Source organism: Xylophilus ampelinus (assembly GCF_003217575.1).
GTDB lineage: Bacteria > Pseudomonadota > Gammaproteobacteria > Burkholderiales > Burkholderiaceae_C > Xylophilus > Xylophilus ampelinus.
Genome location: NZ_QJTC01000007.1, coordinates 28,426 through 53,462 on the forward strand (window position 1 = coordinate 28,426; position 25,037 = coordinate 53,462).

Annotated in this window: 20 protein-coding genes; 11 read left to right on the forward strand and 9 right to left on the reverse strand. The window is 67.2% G+C overall.

The features are described from left to right. Positions 1-249 precede the first annotated feature (249 nt). From yidC to rpmH, 4 genes are all read right to left on the reverse strand, one after another. Positions 250-1,956 carry a membrane protein insertase YidC gene (yidC, locus tag DFQ15_RS06430; RefSeq protein ID WP_110465188.1) on the reverse strand — a complete coding sequence of 569 codons (1,707 nt, stop codon included), beginning with the start codon at positions 1,954-1,956 and terminating at the stop codon, positions 250-252. Continuing rightward, on the reverse strand, positions 1,953-2,255 hold the full coding sequence (yidD, locus tag DFQ15_RS06435) for a membrane protein insertion efficiency factor YidD (RefSeq protein WP_110465189.1): 303 nt from the start codon (positions 2,253-2,255) through the stop codon (positions 1,953-1,955). The genes yidC and yidD overlap by 4 nt, the downstream gene beginning before the upstream one ends. Next, positions 2,252-2,749: a ribonuclease P protein component gene (locus DFQ15_RS06440; RefSeq protein WP_110465190.1), complete on the reverse strand. Its 498-nt coding sequence runs from the start codon at positions 2,747-2,749 to the stop codon at positions 2,252-2,254. The genes yidD and DFQ15_RS06440 overlap by 4 nt, the downstream gene beginning before the upstream one ends. A gap of 222 nt (positions 2,750-2,971) precedes the next feature. Beyond that, a complete protein-coding gene (gene rpmH, locus DFQ15_RS06445; RefSeq protein ID WP_055837473.1) occupies positions 2,972-3,106 on the reverse strand; it encodes a 50S ribosomal protein L34 in 135 nt (44 codons plus the stop codon). Positions 3,107-3,378: 272 nt separating this feature from the next. On the opposite strand from rpmH, the gene dnaA reads away from it, so the two are divergent. The 3 genes from dnaA to gyrB all read left to right on the forward strand — a co-directional run bounded on the left by dnaA (position 3,379) and on the right by gyrB (position 8,878). Further along, the gene (gene dnaA, locus DFQ15_RS06450; protein WP_110465191.1) at positions 3,379-4,794 is read left to right on the forward strand and encodes a chromosomal replication initiator protein DnaA; all 1,416 of its coding nucleotides are present in this window, start codon (positions 3,379-3,381) and stop codon (positions 4,792-4,794) included. 202 nt (positions 4,795-4,996) lie between these two features. Beyond that, positions 4,997-6,118 (forward strand): DNA polymerase III subunit beta, encoded by a 1,122-nt coding sequence (gene dnaN / locus DFQ15_RS06455; protein ID WP_110465192.1) that lies wholly within the window; start codon positions 4,997-4,999, stop codon positions 6,116-6,118. Positions 6,119-6,244: 126 nt separating this feature from the next. Then, positions 6,245-8,878 (forward strand): DNA topoisomerase (ATP-hydrolyzing) subunit B, encoded by a 2,634-nt coding sequence (gene gyrB, locus DFQ15_RS06460; protein ID WP_110465193.1) that lies wholly within the window; start codon positions 6,245-6,247, stop codon positions 8,876-8,878. 91 nt (positions 8,879-8,969) lie between these two features. Here gyrB and DFQ15_RS06465 read toward each other — a convergent pair whose 3' ends face one another. The 3 genes from DFQ15_RS06465 to DFQ15_RS06475 form a co-directional block, all read right to left on the reverse strand. Then, entirely contained in the window at positions 8,970-9,560 is a 591-nt protein-coding gene (locus tag DFQ15_RS06465) for a mobile mystery protein B (protein ID WP_110465194.1), read from the reverse strand. Then, positions 9,551-10,012 carry a mobile mystery protein A gene (locus tag DFQ15_RS06470; protein WP_110465195.1) on the reverse strand — a complete coding sequence of 154 codons (462 nt, stop codon included), beginning with the start codon at positions 10,010-10,012 and terminating at the stop codon, positions 9,551-9,553. Before DFQ15_RS06470 ends, DFQ15_RS06465 begins: the two co-directional genes overlap by 10 nt. Before the next feature lie 682 nt (positions 10,013-10,694). Beyond that, positions 10,695-11,384 carry a DUF4124 domain-containing protein gene (locus tag DFQ15_RS06475; RefSeq protein ID WP_146228665.1) on the reverse strand — a complete coding sequence of 230 codons (690 nt, stop codon included), beginning with the start codon at positions 11,382-11,384 and terminating at the stop codon, positions 10,695-10,697. 99 nt (positions 11,385-11,483) lie between these two features. Here DFQ15_RS06475 and DFQ15_RS06480 point away from each other — a divergent pair, with 99 nt between their 5' ends. From DFQ15_RS06480 to DFQ15_RS06510, 6 genes are all read left to right on the forward strand, one after another. Continuing rightward, the gene (locus DFQ15_RS06480; RefSeq protein WP_110465197.1) at positions 11,484-12,098 is read left to right on the forward strand and encodes a 3'-5' exonuclease; all 615 of its coding nucleotides are present in this window, start codon (positions 11,484-11,486) and stop codon (positions 12,096-12,098) included. A gap of 50 nt (positions 12,099-12,148) precedes the next feature. Further along, positions 12,149-12,784, forward strand: coding sequence for a MarR family transcriptional regulator (locus tag DFQ15_RS06485; RefSeq protein WP_110465198.1), 636 nt, complete (start codon positions 12,149-12,151; stop codon positions 12,782-12,784). Continuing rightward, complete coding sequence (locus DFQ15_RS06490) at positions 12,768-13,196, forward strand: hypothetical protein (RefSeq protein WP_110465199.1); 429 nt, start codon at positions 12,768-12,770, stop codon at positions 13,194-13,196. The genes DFQ15_RS06485 and DFQ15_RS06490 overlap by 17 nt, the downstream gene beginning before the upstream one ends. Positions 13,197-13,225: 29 nt before the next feature. Further along, on the forward strand, positions 13,226-15,436 hold the full coding sequence (locus tag DFQ15_RS06495) for an NAD(+) synthase (RefSeq protein WP_233504315.1): 2,211 nt from the start codon (positions 13,226-13,228) through the stop codon (positions 15,434-15,436). Positions 15,437-16,318: 882 nt separating this feature from the next. Then, positions 16,319-16,702, forward strand: a complete 384-nt coding sequence (locus DFQ15_RS17390; RefSeq protein WP_158529015.1) for a GAF domain-containing protein — start codon at positions 16,319-16,321, stop codon at positions 16,700-16,702. Positions 16,703-17,021: 319 nt separating this feature from the next. Then, the gene (locus DFQ15_RS06510; protein ID WP_110465201.1) at positions 17,022-17,396 is read left to right on the forward strand and encodes a response regulator; all 375 of its coding nucleotides are present in this window, start codon (positions 17,022-17,024) and stop codon (positions 17,394-17,396) included. Between the two features lie 47 nt (positions 17,397-17,443). Here the strand turns inward: DFQ15_RS06510 and DFQ15_RS06515 are convergent, their stop codons facing one another. Then, the gene (locus tag DFQ15_RS06515) at positions 17,444-20,167 is read right to left on the reverse strand and encodes an ATP-binding protein (RefSeq protein ID WP_158529016.1); all 2,724 of its coding nucleotides are present in this window, start codon (positions 20,165-20,167) and stop codon (positions 17,444-17,446) included. A gap of 622 nt (positions 20,168-20,789) precedes the next feature. Here DFQ15_RS06515 and DFQ15_RS06520 point away from each other — a divergent pair. Beyond that, complete coding sequence (locus tag DFQ15_RS06520) at positions 20,790-22,535, forward strand: ABC transporter ATP-binding protein/permease (RefSeq protein WP_158529021.1); 1,746 nt, start codon at positions 20,790-20,792, stop codon at positions 22,533-22,535. 403 nt (positions 22,536-22,938) lie between these two features. Here DFQ15_RS06520 and DFQ15_RS06525 read toward each other — a convergent pair whose 3' ends face one another. Continuing rightward, positions 22,939-23,829 (reverse strand): LysR family transcriptional regulator, encoded by an 891-nt coding sequence (locus tag DFQ15_RS06525; protein WP_110465203.1) that lies wholly within the window; start codon positions 23,827-23,829, stop codon positions 22,939-22,941. Positions 23,830-24,002: 173 nt separating this feature from the next. On the opposite strand from DFQ15_RS06525, the gene DFQ15_RS06530 reads away from it, so the two are divergent. Next, complete coding sequence (locus DFQ15_RS06530) at positions 24,003-24,998, forward strand: Bug family tripartite tricarboxylate transporter substrate binding protein (RefSeq protein ID WP_110465204.1); 996 nt, start codon at positions 24,003-24,005, stop codon at positions 24,996-24,998. The last annotated feature ends 39 nt before the right edge of the window (positions 24,999-25,037 follow it).

Here is a 25,037-nt window from a genome sequence, read left to right on the forward strand (position 1 = left end):
AAAAGGCTGCGGCAAGAACGCGCAGCGATGGGATGCCGAGCAGACGCTGAGGCCTTTGGGTAGCAGGGATTGTCCCACCATCGTACGACGCACCCGGTAAAACCCTATGGCGCGTGGCGGTGCTGCGCGAACCGGGGCCGGGCGGGCCGCATGCCGCCATCGCCGACCATGTTCGCGCGGCCATGAAAAAAGGCCGCCCGACCTGTCGGTCGCGGCGGCCTCGTCGGCGTGGTGCCGGGGGCTTCTTTCTTACTTGAACTTCGGCAGGTTGAGCTGCGGCGGCACGCCCATGCGGGTGTTGATGATCCACTGCTGCGCGATCGACAGGATGTTGTTCGTCAGCCAGTAGAGCACCAGGCCCGCCGGGAAGAAGAAGAACATCACGCTGAAGGCCAGCGGCATGATCCACATCAGCTTGGCCTGCATCGGATCGGGCGGCGTCGGATTCAGCGCCGTCTGCAGCAGGCTGGTGGCGGTCATCAGCAGCGGCATGATGAAGAACGGATCGGGTGCCGACAGGTCCTGGATCCACAAGATCCACGGCGCGCCGCGCATCTCGACGCTGGAGAGCAGCACCCAGTAGAGCGAGATGAACACCGGGATCTGGATCACGATCGGGAAGCAGCCGCCCATCGGGTTGACCTTCTCGGTGCGGTAGATGGCCATCATCTCCTTCTGCATCTCGGCCGGCTTGTCTTTCAACCGCTCGCGCATCGCCATGATCTTCGGGTTGATCGCCTTCATCTTGGCCATGCTGGCGTAGGCCTTGGCATTGAGCCAATAGAAGGCCGCCTTCAGCAGGAACACCAGGGCCACGATCGACCAGCCCCAGTTGTGCAGCACGCCGTGCAGCGTGTCGAGCAGCCAGTAGAGCGGCTTGGCCAGGATGGTCAGCCAGCCGTAGTCCTTCACAAGCTCCAGGCCGGGGGCCAGGGCTTCGAGCTTCTTCTCTTCCTGCGGACCGGCGTAAAGGGTGGCATCCACCGTCTTGCGGGCGCCCGGTGCCAACTCGCCCAGCGGCGCGATCATGCCGACGGCGTAGAGGTTGTTGTCCACCTTGCGCATGAACAGATCGCGCTGCACGCCGTCGGGCAGCGTCCAGGCGGTGGCGAAGTAGTGCTGCACCATCGCGACGTAGCCGTTGGTGGCCTGCTTCTCGATGTCGACCTTGTTCTCTTCGATCTTCTTGAACTCGACCTTCTGGTACTTCTTGGCTTCGGTGTAGATCGCCGGGCCGGTGAAGGTCGAGTAGAACGACGATTCGCCCGGCGGCTTGTTGCCGTCGCGCACCAGCTGCAGGTAGAGCTGCGGCGACACCGGCGCGGCGGTGTTGTTGACCACTTCCTGCATCACGTCGATCGCGTAGCTGCCGCGCTTCAGGGTGTAGGTCTTGATCAGCTTGACGCCGTCGGTCTCGGGCGATTCGAAGCGCACCTCCAGCGTGTCCTGGCCGTCGGCCAGGGTGCGCGGGCCGGGGACCAGGGTCATCGGCGATTTGTGGGTCGGGAAGTTGGTGCCGCCGATCAGGCCGGTCTGGGCCACGTAGACGCGGTTCTTGCTCTCGTCGAGCAGCAGGAAGTTGTCGTCCTTGTGCTCGAAATCGCCGTGCAGCAGCAGTTCGCCCTGCACCAGCGTGCCGCCGGCGCTGTCGAACACCAGGCGGAACACGTCGGTGCGCACCTCGGTCCGCTCGTGCGGCACGGCGGTGGCCGCCGGCGGCAGCGCGGTGCCGCCGGCCGTGACCGCGCCACCGCTGGGGGTGGGCGTGGACGCCACGGTCGGCACGCTGGAGGCGCCTTCCTGGCGGCCGGCGTCGGGTGACGGCGCGGTGGCGACCGGCGTGGTCGTGGGGAAGAAAGTGGGCTGGTGTCCGTTATGGATCTGCCACTTGTCCCACAGCAGCACCATGGAAAAGCCAAAGATCACCCACAGGACGGTGCGACGGATGTCGTTCATGAAGACTTCTTCTCGGAAGGGGGAACGGAAGGGGAAACGCAGATGTCGCCACGGGCCGAAGCCCAGGCGAAGATTCTCGGCGGCGTATCGGGCACCGGGTCGCAGCCGCCCTGGCACCAGGGTTGGCAGCGGGCGATGCGCCGCAGGGTCAGGTAGGTACCGGCCACCGCGCCGTGGCGCTCCAGCGCCTCCAGCGAATAGACCGAACAGGTGGGCTCGAAACGGCAGTCGCCGCCGATCCAGGGGCTCAGCAGCAGCCGGTAGCCGCGCACCGCGGCCATCAACACACGGCGCATCATGCCGCAGCGCGCGCCGCGCCCCGGGACAGTGCCGCGTCCGCCACGGGCACCGCAGCGTCAGCACCTGCGTCCACCGGCAGCGTGGCCACACAGGCGAGCAGCTGCTGCAGCTCTTCCCGCACGGCACGCTTGAGCGGGTCCGATGTGGCACTGACGAACACCTTGCGGTCGAACGCGGTGCGCAGCCGCACCACGTAACCGGCCTGCGGCATGCGCAGGCAGCGCTCGCCGGCGACGGTGTAGATCTGCCGCTTGATCGCGTTGCGCGTCACCGCCCGGCGCGCCCAGCGCTTGGGTACGAGCGCACCCAGCCAGACGTCGGGCATCGAGAACAGGGGAAGGGGCACGGCCGAAGGCGCTTCGGCCTGCGCGCCGGCCGATACCGGCGGGGCGGCATCGAGCACCAGACGGTGCAGCGCGAAATGCGGCGTACGCGAGACGATGCCGCCGGCCATGACGGCCTGGAACTGCGGGCGTGTCTTCAGGCGCTGCATGCGCTCATCCCGGCCGAAAAGGCGAACGGACGACCACAGGCAGGATGGGAAACACGCGGCACACCGGCAACGGACCGGAAAATATCCAACGGGAGCAAGAAGGGATGCAGAAATCGTAGCGAGCGGACCGAGCTTGCGGCGAGGAACGGAACCGTACTTTCGTACGGTGAGTACCGCAGGCGCGAGATCGGTTCGCGCAGTAGATTTATGCGCCCTTCCTTCTTAGGCGGCGAGGCGCTTGCGGCCCTTGGCCCGGCGTGCGTTGATGACGGCCCGGCCGCCACGGGTCTTCATGCGGACGAGAAAGCCGTGGGTACGGGCGCGGCGGATCTTGGAGGGTTGGTACGTGCGCTTCATGACGATCTATCCTAGGAAAGCAGTTTCAGTGGAGGGCCCCTGAACGCCTTTCAGGGAAACCCATGATTATCATCAAACTCGGGACCTCTGGCAATGCATGCCCCCAGACAGGCCACCGCCACCGCCACCGCCACCGCCACCGCCACCGCCACCGCCACCGCCACAGGCCACAGGCTGCGGGCGGCCCGCCGCGCCTTGTGGACAAGGCGTTGATAATTTAGAATCCGGCGGTTTGACCCCCGTGTCTATCCACACGGCACCGCCTGCCCCATATGACCCAGGGACACCCCCCTGGCGCCCTTCCCGGCGCCGACGACGAAGCAGGCCAGAGCCTCTGGCAGGCCTGCGTCGAACAACTGGCCCAGGAGCTGCCCGAGCAGCAGTTCAACACCTGGATCAAGCCCCTGGTCGCACAGGTCACCGAGGACTTCTCCCGAGTCACCCTGTTCGTCGCCAACCGCTTCAAGCTCGACTGGATTCGCGCCCAGTACACTGTGCGCATCGCGCAGGTGCTGGAGCGCATCTACGGACAGCCGGTGGCGCTCGAACTGGCCCTGTCCCAGCGGGAAGCCGCGGTGCGCACCCACCTCGCGCCCGCCACGCCCTCGGCCCAGACCGCAGCCGAGCCGCTGGCCGCCGCCGCCGCGGAAGACGCCGCACCCGCCTTCAAGAACCGGCTCAATTCCGGCCTGACCTTCGACACCTTGGTCGAGGGCACCGCCAACCGCATGGCGCGCGCCGCGGCGATGCACGTGGCCGGCATGCCGGGCCACCTGTACAACCCGCTCTTCATCTACGGCGGCGTCGGCCTGGGCAAGACCCACCTGGTGCACGCCGTCGGCAACAAGCTGCTGGCCGACCGTCCCGACGCCAAGGTGCTCTACATCCATGCCGAGCAGTTCGTCTCGGACGTGGTCAAGGCCTACCAGCGCAAGACCTTCGACGAGTTCAAGGAACGTTATCACTCGCTCGATCTGCTGCTGATCGACGACGTGCAGTTCTTCGCCAACAAAGACCGCACGCAGGAAGAATTCTTCAACGCGTTCGAGGCGCTGCTGGCCAAGAAGAGCCACATCGTGATGACGTCCGACACCTACCCCAAGGGCCTGGCCGACATCCACGAGCGGCTGGTGTCGCGCTTCGACTCGGGCCTGACCGTCGCCATCGAGCCGCCCGAGCTGGAGATGCGCGTCGCCATCCTGATCAACAAGGCCCGCTCCGAGGCGGTCGAGATGCCGGAAGAGGTGGCCTTCTTCGTCGCGAAGAACGTGCGCTCCAACGTGCGCGAACTCGAAGGCGCGCTGCGCAAGATCCTGGCCTATTCGCGCTTCAACCAGAAGGACATCTCGATCCAGCTGGCGCGCGAGGCGCTGCGCGATCTGCTCTCGATCCAGAACCGGCAGATCGGTGTTGAAAACATCCAGAAGACGGTGGCCGACTACTACAAGATCAAGGTCGCCGACATGTACAGCAAGAAGCGCCCGGCCAGCATCGCGCGGCCGCGCCAGATCGCGATGTACCTGGCCAAGGAACTGACCCAGAAGAGCCTGCCCGAGATCGGCGAGCTGTTCGGCGGCCGCGACCACACCACCGTGCTGCACGCGGTGCGCAAGATCGCCGCCGAGCGCCAGCAGCTGACCGAACTCAACCAGCAGCTGCACGTGCTAGAGCAAACATTAAAAGGATAACCCCCAGGCTGCGCGCTTCGCGTCTTCGCCACCCCCCTTTAAGGGGGCAACACCGGTGGACCGGCAAAGCCGGATCCACGGTGTTTCTGGAAGTGGATGGTGATCGCAGGAAGCGCCCCTAAAACCGGCGAAAATGACGGGCTGGCCGCGGTGAGGGGTTGGCTCTACAAACCACAGAAATCGCTTTGGAGAAGAGGTTGAAATGATCGTCCTGAAGGCCCACCAAGAAACGCTGCTCGCGGCACTGCAGTCGGTAGCGGGCATCGTGGAGCGGCGGCATACGCTGCCCATCCTGGCCAATGTGCTGATCCGCAAGACCGGGCACCAGGTGCAGCTGACCACCAGCGACCTGGAGATCCAGATCCGCACCCATGCCGATCTGGGGGGCGACGAGGGCAGCTTCACCACCACCATCGGCGCGCGCAAGCTGATCGACATCCTGCGCACCTTGCCGTCGGACCAGACGGTGTCGCTGGAATCGACCGGCGGCAAGCTGATCATGAAGGGCGGCAAGAGCCGCTTCACCCTGCAGTCGCTGCCGGCCGAGGACTTTCCGCTGGTCCAGGAGGTCGCCAACTTCGGCCCCGCCTTCAGCGTGCCGCAGAAGACCTTGAAGCGCCTGCTCTCCCAGGTCAGCTTCGCGATGGCGGTGCACGACATCCGCTACTACCTCAACGGCATCCTGTTCGTGGCCGAGGGCAAGCAACTGGCCCTGGTCGCGACCGACGGCCACCGCCTGGCCTACGCCGCCGCCACGCTGGACGTCGAGGTGCCCAAGCAGGAAGTCATCCTGCCGCGCAAGACGGTGCTGGAGCTGCAGCGCCTGCTGAGCGACGCGGGCGACGCCGAGAACCCGCCGCGCATCGAGATGCAGTTCGCCAACAACCAGGCCAAGTTCGCCTTCGGCGACATGGAGTTCGTCACCAAGCTGGTCGAGGGCAAGTTCCCCGACTACAACCGTGTGATCCCCAAGAATCACAAGAACAGCGTGACCCTGGGCCGCGCGCCGCTGCTGGGCAGCCTGCAGCGCACCGCCATCCTGACCAGCGAGAAGTTCAAGGGCGTGCGGCTGAACCTGGAGCCCGGTACGCTGCGGGTGGCCAGCAACAACGCCGAGCAGGAAGAGGCGCAGGACGAACTCGACATCGACTACGGCGGCGACACGATCGAGATAGGCTTCAACGTCACCTACCTGATCGACGCGCTGGCCAACATGCAGCAGGACATGGTCATGCTGGAGCTGTCGGATTCCAACAGCTCGGCGCTGCTCACCATCCCCGAGAACGCCGACTTCAAGTACGTCGTGATGCCGATGCGCATCTGACCGCCGCCCGCACGCGTGTTTTGACAGAATGCTATAGAAACTATAGCTAGAAGCCGGCGCACCACGCCGGCTTCGGGCCTCTTTGGCCTGTAAATCTCGCCCCACGGGGCGAGTGAAGGAAACGACATGACCGACACCTCCAAGCCCCAGACGACGACCCCCGAAGCGCCACCGCACACCGAGCCGGTCTACGAAGCCGAGATCGTGAACGCGATTCCCGTCGAAGTGGCGCCCGACACCAGCTACGGCGAAGGCTCGATCACCATCCTGGAAGGCCTGGAGGCGGTGCGCAAGCGCCCGGGCATGTACATCGGCGACACCTCCGACGGCTCGGGCCTGCACCACCTGGTGTTCGAGGTGGTCGACAACTCGATCGACGAGGCCCTGGCCGGCCACTGCGACGACATCGTCGTCACCATCCACTCCGACAACAGCATCTCGGTCACCGACAACGGCCGCGGCATCCCCACCGGCGTCAAGATGGACGACAAGCACGAGCCCAAGCGCAGTGCCGCCGAGATCGCCCTGACCGAACTGCACGCCGGCGGCAAGTTCAACCAGAACAGCTACAAGGTCTCGGGCGGCCTGCACGGCGTGGGCGTGAGTTGCGTCAACGCGCTCAGCAAGATGCTGCGCCTGACGGTGCGGCGCGACGGCAAGGTCCACGTGCTGGAGTTCAGCAAGGGCTTCGTGCAGAACCGCATCGTCGAGCAGGCGGGCGGCGTCGAGGTCTCGCCGATGCGCATCATGGGCGACACCGAGAAGCGCGGTACCGAGGTGCACTTCCTGCCCGACAACGAGATCTTCAAGGAAAACGCCGATTTCCACTACGAGATCCTGGCCAAGCGCCTGCGCGAACTGAGCTTCCTGAACAACGGCGTGCGCATCCGCCTGAAGGACGAGCGCAGCGGCAAGGAAGACGATTTCTCCGGCGCCGGCGGCGTGCAGGGTTTCGTCGAATTCATCAACAAGGGCAAGACCATCCTGCACCCCACGCCCTTCTACGCCGCGGGCGAGAAGCCGGCCGAGACGTACGGCGGCATCCCCGGCACGCACATCGGCGTGGAAGTGTCGATGCAGTGGAACAGCGGCTACACCGAGCAGGTGCTCTGTTTCACCAACAACATCCCGCAGCGCGACGGCGGCACCCACCTGACCGGCCTGCGCGCCGCGATGACCCGGATCATCAACAAGTACATCGAAGAAAACGAGCTGGCCAAGAAGGCCAAGGTCGAGGTAACCGGCGACGACATGCGCGAAGGCCTGTGCTGCGTGCTGAGCGTGAAGGTGCCCGAGCCCAAGTTCAGCAGCCAGACCAAGGACAAGCTGGTGTCGAGCGAAGTGCGTGCGCCGGTGGAAGACATCGTCGGCCGCCTGCTCACCGACTACCTGCAGGAGCGACCCAACGACGCCAAGATCATCTGCGGCAAGATCGTCGAGGCCGCCCGTGCCCGCGAGGCCGCCCGCAAGGCCCGCGAGATGACCCGCCGCAAGGGCGTGCTCGACGGCATGGGCCTGCCCGGCAAGCTGGCCGACTGCCAGGAGAAAGACCCGGCCTTGTGCGAAATCTACATCGTCGAGGGCGACTCCGCCGGCGGCTCCGCCAAGCAGGGCCGCGACCGGAAGTTCCAGGCCATCCTGCCCCTGCGCGGCAAGATCCTGAACGTCGAGAAAGCCCGCTACGAGAAGCTGCTCACCAGCAACGAAATCCTGACGCTGATCACCGCCCTGGGCACCGGCATCGGCAAGGCGACCGGCGTGGGCGGCACCACCGGCGTGGACGACTTCAACGTCGCCAAGCTGCGCTACCACCGCATCATCATCATGACCGACGCCGACGTCGACGGCGCCCACATCCGCACCCTGCTGCTGACCTTCTTCTACCGCCAGATGCCCGAGCTGGTCGAGCGCGGGCACATCTACATCGCGCAGCCGCCGCTCTACAAGGTCAAGTCGGGCAAAGAAGAGCAGTACCTGAAGGACGCCGGCGCGCTCGACGCCTTCCTGCTGCGCATCGCGCTGAAGGATGCCAGCGTCACCACCGGCGGCGACAGCCCCCGCGTGCTGGCAGCCGAGACGCTCGACGACCTGGCCCACAAGCACCAGTTGGCCCAGTCGGTCATCGGCCGCCTGGGCGTCTTCATGGACGCCGCCGCCCTGCGCGCGATCGCCGACGGCGTGAAGCTGGACCTCGACACCGTCGAATCCGCCGAGCAGAGCGCCGTCGCCCTGCAGGCCAAGCTGCGCGAGCTGACCACCAACGGCGCCCCCGCCGAGGTGGCGAGCGAGTTCGACACCCGCACCGACAAGCCGATCCTGCGCATCAGCCGCCGCCACCACGGCAACGTGAAGAGCAGCGTCATCAGCCAAGACTTCGTCCACGGCGCGGACTACGAAGCCCTGGCCAAGGCCGCCGAAACCTTCGAGGGCCTGCTGGCCCCCGGCGCCGTCGTCAAGCGCGGCGAGGGCGACAAGGCCCGCGAGGAAAAGGTCACCGACTTCCGCCAGGCCATGCGCTGGCTGATCAGCGAAGCCGAACGCGTCACCGCCCGCCAGCGTTACAAGGGCCTGGGCGAGATGAACCCCGCCCAACTGTGGGAAACCACGATGGACCCGACCGTGCGCCGCCTGCTGCGGGTGCAGATCGACGACGCGATCGAGGCCGACCGGGTGTTCACCATGCTGATGGGCGACGAGGTGGAGCCGCGGCGGGACTTCATCGAGACGAACGCGCTGCGGGCGGCGAATATCGACGTGTGAGGTCTGTGGGCGTCGATCTCCATGAGGCCAGCTGCCGTTTATCCACAAGGCGCTGACGACGGCTTCAGCCTGACCAAAGTGCGACGTGAGTTCAGCTGCGGACGAACGCAAGCAATAGCTGATGGTCGCCTTGGTCTGCCGCTCGCAGTGCGGCCAAATAGCGGGCCCGCATCTCGTTGGCGGCGACCAGATTGCCGCCGCTGCCCCAAGTGAACGCTGGTTGGCCAAGGCTGCGAAGCAACGCGTCGGCCATTATGCGTGAATGCCGGCCGTTGCCATTGGGGAAGGGGTGAATCCAGACCAGGTCGCGGTGAAAGCGCGCCGCGATCTCGTCGGGCGGGAATGTGGCGCTGTCGACCCACCAGCGCACGTTGCCAAACAGGGTGTTGAGCCGTACCGCGACCTGCGTCCAGTCGCAGCCGATGTTCTTGTCCGACTTGCGGAACGTGCCCGCCCATGACCAGGTCAGGTCGAACATCTTCGTGTGCAGCGTCCGGCAGAACCCTTCGCTGAGCACGTCCGGGGAGCGCGTCCGCTTGAGCCAGCGCACGGCGCGCAGGATGTTTTCCTGCTCCCAGTCGTTCAGGTCGCCTTTGGTGGCCAAGTGCTCGGGAATCAGCCCGGCCTTCTCGTCGGGGTCCAGTGGGGTCTGGCCGTTCTGCTCATCGACTTCTATCGCCACAGGTCTGACCAGCGGCCGCGAAGCAGTTCTTCGGTTCTGCGCTCCACCTGCTTGCGAAGCCGTTCTGCGCCGGGGCGCTGGTCTTCGAGACCCATGGTGTGGGCCACGCCTCCAACCTCTTCCATCGCGATGGCGCGGGCGCGTTCTTGAACCACTTCCGTGAGCGGGCGCCGGGGAACCAGGGCGTAGACCAACTCGCAGTCGAGCCCGTCGGCAAGCTTTCGCAGTTGCCCCAGCGTGATGCGGTCCTCTGCTTCGGACTGCTCGGACTTGTGCAGCGTCGCCCCGGAGATGCCCAGCTTCTGAGCCTGCTGGCGCTCCGTTCTACCCAGGGCTTCTCGAATGAGCTTCAGCCATCCCCGCGACGGGGTCTGCCGTTTCACCAATTCCGCGTAACTGGACAAAGTGGACTGCAGTTGATCGAGTCGAAGCTGGTTTAGTTCGGGAGACATTGCTAGCCTATAGGCTGGTGATTTTTCCAAGAATGATAGCTTATAAAGAAGCAATCGTCACAATTTTGCTCTCTTATAAAGAAGCAAATGATGATCGTATGCTTCTTTTTAAGGAAGCATGCATGGGAATTTTGCTTTAGCAGAAGGAAGCAGAAAAGACATTGGGCGTGCAGGGCTCCCGATCAGGGGGCTCTGGATGGTTCACGAACCGTGGCACCGAATATGGGTGTTTCGCGCTGTACGCTGCGCCGTCTGAAAAAGGGGACGCCAGCATTGCTGTGGGAACCCTCATGCTAGCCCTGCGCGTCCTCGGCCTGGAGCGCGACCTAGACCGTCGGCTGCTGACGATGACCTCGGGCGCAAACTGCAGAACCTTGAACTGCTCGGCTCCAGCCACGACGCAGCTCAGCCCGTCACGGAAACACTGCTGTCAAATAGAGCTGTTTTTAGCTATAGCCTGCTGTTAGGCAATGGCACTCGGCGAGCACTACGCCAGAACGACGCACCCCGCCATGGGCCTTCGCGCAGATGGATGTCTGCTGCTGCAGCAGCAGCAGCAACATCGACAGCACGCGTTGCCGAGTTTCAGCAAACAGCAGGTCGATCAGGTGCGATGTGTTGCTCGTCGAGCGACGACTTTTGCCTTTGAAACGACTGCATAAAGATCAGCTGCTTAACAGCGTCAGCACCGCAATCGAAACTGCTCGTCGCGCGCTTCTTTCCGGCGCGCACTGATCCAGTCCTGCATTTGCCCGCTGTGTGCCTGGCGAGCCTGCGCGTCGTAGCCTGCGATGGCTTGATTGAGCGTAGTGCAGGCCGCGCGCGGATCGTAGGCCGGTGACTGCGGCGTCTGAAATGGCCGAGGCGTGGTGGCGACCTGCGTGCCTGCATGCGCCTGTGGCGGCGGCGTCAACGGAACGGGCTCCGCATCGACCACGTTGACATCGCTGCGGACCTCGACGCGCGATGCGCGTTCTCCAGCGCCGCACGGGCCGTCGGAGTACACCGTGCGGCCCCGTGGGTCCACGCACTTGCTGAAGGTCTGGACAGCAGCGGGGCGGCTGGTGACCGGCGCACCGGATCCGCTGCCCGATCTGTCCGGCGCAGCGGTCAGACCGGTGGTGCTGGGTGGGCTGCCACTGGGCGGTTCCCGGCGCAGGGCGGGCACAGCGGCAGCTTTCGCCTGGCGCCGGCTGTCGTCCTGCGCCGCGCGGTAGGCAAGGTACTGATCGCCAGCGCGGTACAGCCCCGCCAGGGCAGCGCAGCAGACCAGCACCACGACCCACGTCGGTGCACCTCGGCGGCGCGGCGGGCGGAAATCGGCATCCGCCGGCCTGCGTTCGCGCATGTAGTCGCGGTCTGCCATTCCCATCGCCTTTCCTCCTGGCGGGCAGTGTAGGGCGGCCGGTCTCCACAGGGGACTCTCTGCCCAAACACTGCACGCCCGCAACCCCCTCGCTACCATCCCTCCATGCCCCGCACCGCCGTCATCGACTTCGAAACCACCGGCCTCTCCCCCCTGATGGGCGACCGGGCCACCGAGGTCGCGATCGTGCTGATGGAGGGCGACAAAGTGGTCGACCGGTTCCAGAGCCTGATGAACGCGGGGGTGCGCATCTCGGCCTTCATCGAATCGTTCACCGGCATCAGCAACGCGATGGTGGCTGCGGCGCCGCCGGCGGCGCAGGTGATGGCGGACGCGGCGCGGTTCGTGGGCGATACGCCGATGGTGGCGCACAACGCGTCGTTCGACCGGCGCTTCTGGGTCAGCGAACTCGAGCGGGCAGAGGTGGCGGCCGCCCAGCCTTTCGTCTGTACCCTCCTGCTGTCGCGCCGGCTGACGCCGGAGGCCAAGACCCACAAGCTGGGCGCGCTGGCGGCGCTGCACGGGCTGGCGCCGACCGGCCGGGCCCACCGGGCGCTGGCCGATGCGGAGATGGCCGCCGCACTGCTGGGCCACCTGCGGCGGCAGCTGTGCACCCGCTTCGGCGTGCCGCATGCGCACCATGCGCTGCTGGCCAAGGTGCAGGCGGCGCAACGGCATGCGCTGCCGACGGTGGTGCAGCGGTACTTTGCGATCACGTGAAAGTTGCGTATACCCAATTTGGGTGGGTTCATGCCTAAAATGGGCATTTCATGGCGCGCACCACGCAAATCCCTCATACGACAACAGCGCGGGCCGCCACGGCCAGCCTGGGCACGGTGCTGTTTTCGGGCACGCAGCGCCGCGTGTTGGGTCTGTTGTTCGGGCAGCCCGAACGCAGCTTCTATGCGACCGAACTGATCGCACGTGCCGGCGTAGGCTCCGGCGGCGTGCAGCGCGAGCTGGCCAAGCTCACCGCCAGCGGATTGGTTACCGTGCTTCCGGTAGGCAACCAGAGGCACTACCAAGCCAATGCCCATGCGCCGATCTTCGAAGAGCTGTGCAGCATCGTGCGCAAGACTTTCGGCCTTGCCACGCCGCTACAGGAGGCACTGGCGCCGTTGGCCGACCAGATCGCCCTCGCCTTCGTCTTCGGTTCTGTGGCCAAGCGCCAGGATGCGGCGGCCAGCGATATCGACCTGCTCCTGGTGAGCGACACCCTCGGCTACGCCGACTGCTTTCATGTGCTGGAGCCGGTGACCCAGGCGGTGGGGCGCACCGTGAATCCGCAGATCTACACCACAGCAGAGTGGCGAAATCGGCTGAGCGACGGTGATTCCTTCGCGACCCGCATCGTGGCGCAGCCGAAAATCTGGCTGATGGGAGACGAGCATGGCATCGCACTTTGACAACCTGGCCGGCCCCGGCAAACCTTTGAGGGCCGAACCGCCCGACGCTGAAGAGTTCGCCGGGCTGCAGCGCTCGGGTCAAGCCCGGTTGCACGACGCACGCCTAGCGAGCCTCTCGGTCGAAAGCCGCTTCGATCTGGCCTACAACGCGGCGCACGCCCTGTGCCTGGCGGCTTGGCGGTGGCACGGGTACCGGTCGGGCAACCGCTATCTGGTATTTCAGTTGCTTCCGCACACGCTGGGTTTGGGCCCCGAGGTGTGGCGGGTTCTGGACAAGTGCCACCATATCCGCAACCTCGGTGAATACGAAGGCAATCTGCAGATCGACGAGCGCCTGGTCGCGGATCTGATCGCAGCGGCCGGCCACGTCGCAACACAACTGGCGGCCCTGCCGCCACGGGCCTCGGCCTGATGGCCGACCTTTCTCCCAAGGACCTCCGCTTGAACGACCAGCTCCCCTTCCCCAACCCCTACCGCCACGGCTTCGCCCGCCTGGCGGTGGGCGTGCCGCGCAACCGGGTGGCCGATCCGGTGTTCAACGCGGCCGAAACCATTCGCCTCTACCGCGAGGCCGCGGCGGGCGGCGCGGTGGTGGTGGCCTTCCCCGAGCTGGGCCTGTCGGCCTATACCTGCGACGACCTGTTCCACCAGGCCGCCCTGCTCGACGCCTGCGAGGCGGCGCTGCAGGCCGTCGTCGACGCGTCGCGCGACATCCCGGCGGTCGCCGTCGTCGGCCTGCCGCTGCGGGTGGAGCACCGGCTCTTCAACTGCGCGGCCCTGGTCGCGGGCGGCCGGCTGCTGGGGGTGCAGCCCAAAACGTATCTGCCCAACTACGGCGAGTTCTACGAGGCGCGGCAGTTCGACTCGGGCACCAGCGCGCTCGCCACCACCGTCGCGCTCTGCGGCCAGGGCGACGTGCCCTTCGGCTCCGACCTGATCTTCCAGGCGCGGCAGCTGCCGCTGCTGAAGATCCATGTCGAGATCTGCGAGGACGTGTGGGTGCCGATCCCGCCCAGCAGCTACGCCGCGCTGGCGGGCGCCACGGTGCTGGTCAACCTGTCGGCCAGCAACATCACCATCGGCAAGGCGGTCTACCGCCACCAGCTGGTGGGGCTGCACTCGGCGCGCTGCCTCTCGGCCTACCTGTACTCGTCGGCCGGCATCGGGGAATCGACGACCGACCTGGCCTGGGACGGCCAGGCGCTCATCTACGAGAGCGGCGAGCTGCTGGCCGAGAGCGAACGCTTTTCCGACGCCTCGCACCTGATCAGCGCCGACGCCGACCTGGAGCGCCTCTCGCGCGAGCGGATGCGCCAGGGCACCTTCGGCGACTCGGTGCAGAAGCACCGCGGCGCGCTGCAGGGTTTTCGCACCGTCGGATTCGACCTGCCGCTGCCGCACCACGCCACCGGCCTGCAGCGCCGGGTGGAGCGCTTCCCCTACGTGCCCTCGAACGCCGCGACCCGCGACGAGCGCTGCCGCGAGGTGTTCAACATCCAGGTGCAGTCGCTGGTGCAGCGGCTGGAGGCGACCGGCATCCAGAAGGTGGTGATCGGCGTGTCGGGCGGATTGGATTCGACCCATGCGCTGCTGGTGCTGGCCCGGGCGATGGACCGGCTGCAGCTGCCGCGCGCCCACATCCTGGGCTTCACCATGCCCGGCTTCGCCACCAGCGGCCGGACGCTGGCGCAATCGCATGCGCTGATGGCGGCCATCGGCTGCACCGCGCGCGAGATCGACATCCGCCCCAGCTGCATCCAGATGCTGCAGGACATCGGCCATCCGTTCCACGACGGCCGGCCGGTCTACGACATCACCTTCGAGAACGTGCAGGCCGGCGAACGCACCAGCCACCTGTTCCGCCTGGCCAATTTTCACAACGGCATCGTCGCCGGCACCGGCGATCTGAGCGAGCTGGCGCTGGGCTGGTGCACCTACGGCGTCGGCGACCACATGTCGCACTACAACGTCAACGCCAGCGTGCCCAAGACGCTGATCAAGCACCTGGTCGGCTGGGTCGCCCAGCAGGACCTCCTGGGCGCCGACGGCAGCGCCGTGCTGCGCGCCATCGCCCTGACCGAGGTCAGCCCCGAGCTGGTGCCGCACGGCGACATGACCGATGTTTTACAAGCAAAATCGGCCGCTGGCCGGACTGCAGCGCCGACCAATAGCTATCAAAACAGTAGCAACCGGCCAGATGCCGCCCGGGCCGATGCCGGCAACGCCCCCGCCGGCGACACCGTGCCCGCGGCGACCGTCCGCGCAGCGGGCCAGCCCGGCCAGAAGACCGAGGACACCATCGGCCCGTACGAGCTGCAGGACTTCCACCTCTACTACGTCCTGCGCTACGGCTACCGCCCCAGCAAGGTCGCCTTCCTGGCCCACACCGCCTGGGGCGACCGCCGCACCGGCACCTGGCCCGACGACCTGCCCGCCCACAACCAATACACCCTGGCCGAGATCAAGAAGCACCTGGGCACCTTCCTGTGGCGCTTCTTCAAGACCAGCCAGTTCAAGCGCAGCTGCGTGCCCAACGGCCCCAAGGTCGGATCGGGCGGCTCGCTCTCGCCGCGCGGGGACTGGCGGGCGCCGAGCGATTCGGAGGCGGTGGTGTGGATGGAGGAACTGAAGCGGGTGCCGGACGAAGGGTGAAGGGCCGCAGGCGACTGGCTTGCACGCGCCACGCCTCGGATAATTGCGCCATGCGTTGGCATCGGCCTTTCGCTTGCGAATCGCCGACCTCTGCCGCCGCTGCCGCGTGCGCAGCCTGCAGCTGTTCGGCGCCCTGGCCAGCGCGCGGAACGGCCCGGCCGCAACGTCGACCTGCTGATGGATTTCATCCCGGGCGAGGCTCCGAGCGGCGTCGCGCTCATCGCCATGCAGGACGAACTCTCCGACGCCTTCGACGGCCGCAGGATCAGCCGCAGCGCAGCGGCAAAAAAGCGTTTCGGCCATCCGCCGCGCCGCGTCAGCATTCGCGTCTTCGCACGTCCGGCCCTCCATCCGTGGCCCGCCCGAGCCCGGGCCAAGAGCCACCAGCAAAAGCCCGAGCCCGAGCCCGAGCCCGAAAAAGCCAACCCTGTGGATAGTTCCGGCACAACCCGCACCTTATCCGCCGCACGACGCCTCCCCCCAAAGTTGTCCGCATCTCCCCGCCGCGGCAACAGCCCCGCCTCCACATGCTTCTCACCCGTGCAAGTCCTTGCTGCATACGCGAAAAACCAGGTTCTCCACAGAACCCCCGTCCCCTTACTACTACTACTAATCCGACATCGAAGTATTAGAGGAGAACAAGCAAAGCCCGACCCCGCGCGCGCCAGACCTCCCGGCGCACAAAAGACGATCCCACCCGGCAAAAAGCCCCGCGACAGACGAGCTGCAACGGGGCTTTCAAAAGACCGACACCGCGACCCGAGGCCGCGAAAAAATCAGTCGGCTGCGAAGCGACCGCTGCGGTCCGTCGTTCACCGGCTTCCGGCCCCGTCGCCCGCCATGCGGCGAGGGCGGCCGGGCGCCATCGGGCAGAATCCGCCGATGCCCACCACCGCACTTTCTACCGCCGACGCTTTCCGGTCGTTCCGCCAGGCGTTCGACGCACAAGGGTTGCGAGCTGCCCTGGTCGAGCTGGTGATGCTGTCCGACTACCGCTACATCGGCGTCTGGCGCTTCCACGACGGCCGGGCGGCGGCGGCGGTGCATGTCGATCGGCACAACCCGTTCGAGGAAAGAGCGCCGGATGTGCCGGAAACGGCAACCTACTGCACTTTGGTGCGCGACAGCGGCCGACCCTTCAGTACCGCCGATTCCCATGCCGACCCGCGGCTCGTCACGCATCCGGCCCGCGACGCGGTTCGCACCTACTGCGGCGTTCCGCTGATGGACAGCGAGGGCACGGTGCTCGGCACCCTGTGCCATTAAGAGCGGCTAACACAACCCAGCGAAGCGGTTCTGGCTAGGTGCCGCATCGCAGACAGTACGAGTAGTACGACAAGGTGCGGCAACGACGCCAGAAGGGTTGTGTTAGCCGCTCTAAGACGTGGAACTACGCGATCCGGAGCAGATCAACGTGGAACTGATGCTGATGGTGTCGAGCTTCATCTCCCTCAACGGTCACCTTCGGCCGTATCCCGCGACCTGAGTGCGCAGCCAATCCGGTTTCGTCCTACGCGTAATGGGCATGTTGCGTCGCAGCCCGGCCGTGCATCGCTCCTATGCTCGGACCACTAGCCCTTTCGCCATGCCGATTTCCGCATTCCTTGTCGAAGACAGTGCTGTCATTCGCAAAAACCTGATCCCCACCCTCGCCGAGCTGGCGGGTGTGAGCGTCATCGCGTTCGCCGAGGGCCAGACCGACGCGCTCGAGTGGCTGCGCAGTCACGACGGCCAGTGGCAACTGGTGATCGTCGACCTCTTCCTCAAGCAAGGGTCGGGTTTGGGGATCATCGCCGAATGCAAGCGCAAGCGGCCTTTGGCACCCGTGGTGGTGCTGACCAACTACGCCACCGCCGACATGCGCCGCCGCTGCCTTGCGCTAGGTGCGGATGCGTTCTTCGACAAGTCGAGTCAGTTGGAAGAGTTCTTGTCGTACTGCGAACAGCATTTCGTTACCTGAACGCCGGCACCCGTCCGCCGGTGCGGGGTTGCTGGCACGGACCGTTTTCAGGGCCGCACCACGCCGACGATGGCGGCATACAGAGCGCCCAACGAGATCGGTTTTCCCACATAGCCCTGGAATCCCGCGTCCTTGCCGGCGCGCACATCCGTCTCCATCGAGAACGCGGTGAGGGCCACCGCCGGCAGCCGTTCGGCCGTGCCGTAGGGCAGCGCGCGGATGCGGCGGATCAGGGTCAGGCCATCGATCTCCGGCATGCCGATGTCGGACACCAGCACGTCGAAGCGCTCGGTCTCCAGGATGCGCAGCACCTCGGCCGCCGAGCCTACGGCGCGCACCTCGGCACCGAACCCGGCCAGCGCCACATGGGCCACCTCGCGGGCATCGGCCTCGTCGTCGACCAGCAGCACCCGCAGGCCCTGCAGCTCGGCACCGACGGCCACGGCGATGTCGTCAGTGGTGCTGGCGGCGCCGGCCGGCCCGGCGGTATCGGCCAGCGGCAGGCGGGCGCTCACGGTCGCGCCCTGGCCTGTTCCCGGGCTGTGGGCTGCGATGCCGCCGCCGTGCAGTTCGACGATGCCGCGGGCGATCGCCAGGCCCAGGCCCAGGCCGCCCGAGCGGCGGGTGACCGAACCGTCCTCCTGCCGCATCCGCTCGAAGACGTGCGGCAGGAAATCGGCCGCAATGCCGCGGCCGGTGTCGCGCACCCGCACCACCGCCTGGCCGGCGGCCTCGTCGGCGCACACCGCCAGCTCCACCCGGCCGCCCGCGTCGGTGAACTTGATCGCGTTGCCGACCAGGTTCGACATGACCTGCTCCAGCCGCCGCATCTCGCCCATCACCCAGACCGGCGACGCGTCGCGGCAGACCAGCTCCACGCCCTTGGCCTGCGCGGCGTGGATGTGCGACAGGAACACGTTCTGCGCCGACGCGGCCAGGTCGACCGGCTCGTGGCGGATCACCATCTTGCCGGCCATCACCGCGGTCATGTCCATCAGGTCGTCGATCAGGCTCGCCTGCTGGCGCGCGTTGCGGCGGATCGACTGGCTCGCCTTGACGATCATCGGATCGTCGGTCTTCTTGCGGGTGAGGATCTCCGACCAGCCGGCGATCGCGTTGAGCGGCGAGCGCAGTTCGTGCGACACGGTGGCCAGGAACTCGTCGCGCAGCCGGGCCAGGCGGTCGGATTCGGCGCGGGCGCCTTTCTCTTCCTCCAGCGCGCGGTGGGTCGCCGCGGCCAGGCTGGCGATCTCGTCGATGTCGAACAGCGTGCCGACCCAGCGGTGGGTGCGGCCGTCCGCGCCCGGCACCGCGTGGGCGCGGATGTCGAACCAGCGCGGCACGCCGCCTTCTGTCTGCGCCAGCCGGCATTTGCAGGCCAGGTTCTCGCCGGTGGCCAAGCTGTGCGCCCAGGCCGCCTCGAATGCCGCGCGGTCGTCCGGATGCGCCCGCAGCGCCAGGTCGGCCAGCGCGAAGTCGCCCTCCGGCCGGTGGGCGCGGATCCATTCCTGGTTGACGTATTCCAGCCGGCCCTGCACGTCGGCCTGCCAGACCACCTGCGGCAGCGATCGGGCCAGCGCCTGGAACTGCCGCACGCTGGTGCTGGAGGCATCGGCGCTCGACCGGGCCGAGTCGGCCAACCGGGCCATGGCGCGCTTGACCGCGGCCACCTCGCCGGTCTCGTGCACGTTGATCCTGCTGTCGGCCCAGGGCTGGCCCGGCTCGGCGCGCTCCACCGCGTCGGCCAGGCGGCGCAGCGGCATCACCAGCCGCCCGGTGAGCCACCAGGCCAGGGCCGCGGCCAGCAGCCCGATCGCCATGCCGCCCGACAGGAAACCGTACTGCAGGGTGCGCACCGAATCCAGCGTGGCCGAGAACGGCTGCCGCACCACCACCCGCCAGCCGAAGCCGGCGAAACTGCCGTGCGGCCGGGTGGAGGCGGTGGTGGTGAGATAGTCGATGCCGTCGGACCCGGTCTGGCGGATCGCCTTGCCGGTGGTCCGCACCAGCGAGGCCATCGCGGTGCCCACCGGCACCGTGTCGGTGGCGGTCAGTACCACCTTCGATTCGGTATCGACCAGGAAGATCTCCACGCCCTGCCGCTCGGCCACCGGCCCGAGCACGCTGTCGCGAACCTGCGCCGTCCATTCCCAGCCGATGTGGGTGCCGAAGACGCGGACCACCCGGCCCTCGGCATCGCGAATGGGCGCGGCCACGTCCAGGAAACGCAGCGGCTCGCCGTCGCTGCGTGCGGGCAGCAGATCGGCCAGCCGCACCGCCTTGTGCACGTCGCCCAGGAACAGGCCCTTCTTGCCCTCTTCGAACACCGGACGGCCGACGACGGAGCCACCCTCGAAGATGCCGCCGGTGGCCGCCTCGACGGTGCCGGTGTCCGCGTCGATCACGCTGACGTAGGCGTACTTGGGGTTGTCGCGCTGGAAATCCTCCAGCGCCGCCCGCATCGAGGCGCGGGTGGAGGTGGGGCTGCGGTAGCGGCTGCGGTCGGCCTGGGAGGCCACCTCGCGGCCGAACTGGTCCATGCCGGTGGACAGCTCCCGCGCCATCTGATCGGCCAGGCCGTCGAGGTTGTTGGCGCTCAGTGCCACCATCCGCCGCTCGGCGATTCCGGCCAGCACGGCCGACAGCACCACCGACGCGCCGACGATCACCGTACCCAGCGCGATGCCGATCCGGGTCTGCAACCGCAACACCCGACCGCTCGCGAAGCTCGCAGGGAAAGACGGTACCGTGGTGTTGGAAGGAGACTGCACGGACGGGATCGTATCAAGTTGTTGCCGATCCGTGCCAGCGCCGGGGCCGGCCGACGGAGGTGGTTTTCCATGCTTGCGCGAACGCAACAGCACGTGCTTGTGGACAAGCCTGTGGAGCGATCGCATGTCAAGTTCGATTTGTCCACAGAGTCTGCGCGAAACGGAAAGTTGTTATATGGGCGCCGGAAAGCTCCACCTCCTCCGCCCACACGCTTCGGCAGGACGCAAGTGCTTGACACGGCTCGCGAAAAGCCGGTTGTCCCCAATTTCTGCCGTCCTCTACTACTACTGCTATTGAATATAGGAAGAGTGAGAGAAGAACTGCCGAAACTTCCACCTCCGCGTTCCGGGCCGGTCCGCGGACGGTGAGGTTGCGGGCGGACGGCGTTTTCGAAATGCAAGAAGCGTCTGTTTCCGTGTGGCCGCGGGGCGCCGTCCCACACGAAGCCGGCTGCCGGCGGGCTACGGTGCGTTGGCTGGCCGCTGCGGCCCCTTTTGGTTCCCCGAGTCTTCTTCCATGCCTGTCTCCGTCCCCGTGGCCGAAACGCTGTCTCCCATCCCGCGCAAAAAGCGCTTGCGCAACCGCCCGCCGACGCTGTCGATGGCGGCTTGGCGGCAGTTCATGCAGGTGGCCGAGCCCTACTGGCTGGGCGACCAGAAAAAAAAGGCCTGGTCCTTGCTGGCGCTGCTGGTCGCGCTGATGCTGCTGGAGACGCAATTGGCTGTGATGCTGATCGACAAGACGGGCGAGATGACGTCCGCGTTGGCGGGCCGCGAGAGCGAGCGTTTCTGGTCGGCGGTACGGATGGCACTGCTGGTACTGGCCTTCGCGGTGCCGGTCTATGCGTTTTATTACTACATGCGGGACGCGTTCTCGAACAACTGGCGGCGCTGGCTGACCGGCCGGTTTCTCGACGGCTATCTGCGCGACCACAAGTACTACGACCTGGGTGCCGGCAACGACATCGACAACCCCGACCAGCGCATCAGCGAGGACATCAACACCTTCACCGGGAAGTCGATCCACTTTCTGCTGATCTTTCTGGGCTCGCTGATGCAGTTGGTGGCCTTCAGCGCGGTGCTGTGGTCCATCTCGCACCTGCTGGTGGCCTTCCTCGCCGTCTATGCGGTGGTGGGTACCTTTCTGGCGCTGTACGTGTTCGGCGCGCCGCTGATCCGGCTCAACTTCCTGCAGATCCGGCGCGAGGCGGATTTCCGCTTCAACCTGATGCGGCTGCGCGAGAACGCCGAGTCGATCGCGTTCTACCGCGGCGAGGCGCAGGAGCGCTCGCAGATCGACGGCCGCCTGGGCGCGGTGCTGGCCAACTACGCCCGGCTGATCAAGAAACAGCGCTCGCTCAACATGTTCCAGCGCGCCTTCAGTCAGCTGACCCTGGTGGTGCCCAGCATCATCCTGGCCAACGCGGTGCTGTCGGGCGAGCTGGAGGTGGGCCGCGCGGTGCAGGCGGCCGGCGCCTTCGCGGCGGTGCTCGGTGCCGTCTCGCTGATCGTCGACAACTTCGAGAGCCTGAGCCGCTTCGTCGCCGGCATCGGCCGACTGCATGCGCTGTCGCAGGCGGTGATCAAGGCGCCGCCGGCAGGCACGGTCGCCGTGCCGGTGGTGGCCCGGCGTGCCCGGCCCTCGGTGCCGCCCGCGCCCGAGCCGGCCCCGGCGCCCGCCCCGCCGGCCCCTACCCAGATCGCGCTGCGTCCCGGCGACACGGTGGCGGTGGAGAACCTGTCGCTCTACACCCCGCAGTTCGGCCGCCTGCTGGTGAAGGACCTGAGCCTGGCGCTGGCGCCCGGCGAGGGCCTGCTGATCACCGGCGCCAGCGGCTGCGGCAAGAGTTCGCTCCTGCGGGCGATGGCCGGCCTGTGGCGCACCGGGACCGGTGTGGTGCAGCAGCTGCCGATCGAGGACGTGTTCTTCCTGCCGCAACGCCCCTACATGCAGACCGACACCCTGCGCAGCCAGCTGCTCTACCCCAGCCGCGAAGCGGCGCTGAGCGACGACGCGCTGCACGGCATGCTGAAGGCGGTGCGGCTGGAAGAGCTGTCCGACCGGGTGGGCGGCCTGGACGCGGTGCACGACTGGGAAAAGCTGCTCTCGATGGGCGAGCAGCAGCGCCTGGCATTCGCCCGGGTGCTGGTGCGCCGACCGCGCCTGGTGATCCTGGACGAGGCGACCAGCGCCCTCGACAGCGCCAACGAGGCCGCCCTCTACGAACGCCTGCGCGCCGACGGCTGCACCCTCATCAGCATCGCCCACCGCGCCGCGGTGCTGCGCCACCACACACAGGTGCTGCAGCTGAAGGGCGGCGGCGCGTGGGAGCTGCACACGGCCGAGAGCTACCGGTTCGAGGGCTAGAGCGTGCTATGCACTTTGACGTGCCCGCGAAAGCCGGGGAATGGCCCGGCTGCCGCGTTGCAGTCCGCTTGCGGTATCGATACCGCGGCGCGTCCTGCGCCTTGCCGCCGGGCCATTCCCCGGCTTTCCCGAAGGGTTGAACCCAAAGCCCCGCGCTCGCGGCGTTGCAGCCCTTGCCAAGGCAGGAGCCTTGGCGGCGGCCCGCGCCTTGCGATCACAGGGCTTTGGGTTCAACGCGGGTACGTCAAAGTGCATAGCACGCTCTAGCCGCTGGCCCCTGCGTTCCGGGCAGCCGTTGCTATTATTTCTATAGCTGAACATCGGCGCGCCATGCCGGCTGGAGGCATTATTTCTTCATATTCGCCGGTACCGGCACCGGGCGCGGCTGTAGGCACGCCCCGCGTCAGCCGCCGCCCGGCACCTGTCCGCGCGACCTGAAGCCCTCGGCGATGGCCGCGATCACCGCGGTCTTGGGCGCGGTGCGCAGCTGCACCAGCGCCATCTCGCGGGCTTCGGCCGCCTGCGCAATCTCCACCACGCCCAGGCGCGCGTCGGCCTGCCAGCCGCGGCCGTCGAGCAGCGGCAGCAGCGCCACGCCCAGGCCGTCGCGCACCAGGTCGGCGATCGCCTCGATCGAATTGAGCTCCAGGAACTCCTGCGGCCGGGCGCGCAGCCGGCGCAGGGTGCGCTCGACCAGCTGACCGGTGTGCTCGGCCCGGCTGAAGCGGATGAAGGGGTGCCGCTCCACCAGCGCACGCACGCCGCCGGGCGCGGTGCCGGCCGGCACCAGCAGCACCAGCGGCTCGGTGTAGAGCGGTGTCCAGGCCAGGGCCGGGCTGCTCTGTACCGGGTCGCGCACCACGACGGCGGCATCCAGGTCGCCGCTCTCCACCTGGGCGATCAGCCGGTCGGACTTGCCGGAGGACACGTGCAGGTCGAGCGCCGGATGCCGCCGCTTCAGGTCCAGCGTCGCCTGCACCAGCCGGCCCAGGCCCGAGACCACCGCGCCCAGCTGCACCGTGCCGGCCATCGTGGCGCCGGCGGTGTCGGCCCGCAGCATCTGCGCATACAGCGCGGCCATCCGCTCGGCCAGCGGCAGCAGGGCGCGGCCCTGAGCGTTGAGGGCGACGGTCTTGCCGTCGCGGGTGAAGAGGGTGCGCTTGAGTTCGTCCTCCAGCGTGCGCATCTGCAGGCCGACGGCCGAGGGCGTCAGCGCCACGCGGTGGGCCGCCGCGGCGAAGGAGCCCTCCTCGGCCACGGCCAGGAAGGTCTGCAGCACCCGCTGGCTAAGCATGGGCGGTACTCCCGCGGGAACCTGCCGGCTCCGACAGGCGAGATTTTCTCTTCGCGCAATGCAGCATTAATCGCTTTCCCTCGCGGCCCGGGCTCACAACAATGGGGGCGGGGCCGTGCCTGCCCGCAGGGCGCGCGGCATTCGTCGCTGTCTCCGTACTGGAAATCTCCACCATGCCTGTCTCCCGTCGTCGCCTGTCGTTCGTGTCCGCTGCGCTGCTGGGGTCGGCCGCAGCGGCGTCGGTGTCCTTGCCCGTCTTCGCGGCCGAGCCGTGGCCGTCGCAGCCGCTGAAGATGATCGTCGGTTTCGCCCCGGGGGGCGGCAACGACATCCTGGCGCGCATCCTCGCCCGGGAACTGCAGCAAAGCCTGGGCCAGCCGGTGGTGGTGGAGAACCGCGCCGGCGCGGGCGGCCTGATCGCAGGCGACGTGGTGGCCAAGGCGCCGAAGAACGGCTATACGCTGCTGCTGGGCTCGATCGGCGGCAACACCATCGCGCCGGTGCTGGCCAAGAAGGTCAGCTTCGATCCGCGCAAGGACCTGGCGGCGGTCAGCCTGGTGGCCGAGTCGGGCAACGCGCTGCTGATCAATGCCAAGTTGCCGTACGCCAACGTCCGGGAACTGATCGCGGCCGCGCGCAAGGCGCCGGGCTCGATCAACTACGGATCGTCCGGCAACGGCTCCACCCTGCACCTGGCCGGCGCCCTGTTCGCCCAGCAGGCGGGGGTGAAGCTCACCCACATCCCGTACAAGGGCAACAGCCAGGCGCTGACCGACGTGGCCGCCGGCCAGATCGAGCTGACTTTTTCGGGCATTCCGCCTGCGATCCAGTCGGCCCGCACCGGCCAGACCCGCATCCTGGCGGTGACCACGCAGCAGCGGGTCAGGTCGCTGCCCGACGTGCCCACGGTCGCCGAGGCCGGGGTGCCGGGCTATGCCTTCGCCTCGTGGTACGGCCTGTTCACCACCGGCGGCACCGATCCGGCGATCGTCGAGCGGCTGGCGCAGGAGGTCAAGAAGATCGTCGCCAAGCCCGAGGTGGCCGCCCAGTTCGCGGCCCAGGGCGTGGAGCCGGTGACGAGCGACCCGAAGCGCTTCACCGCCCAGATCGACCAGGAGCTGACGCGCTGGGAGAAGGACGTGAAGACCTTGGGGATCACCCTGGACTGACCGAGCTCGCCCCCAGGCTGCGCACTCCGTGTCTTCGCC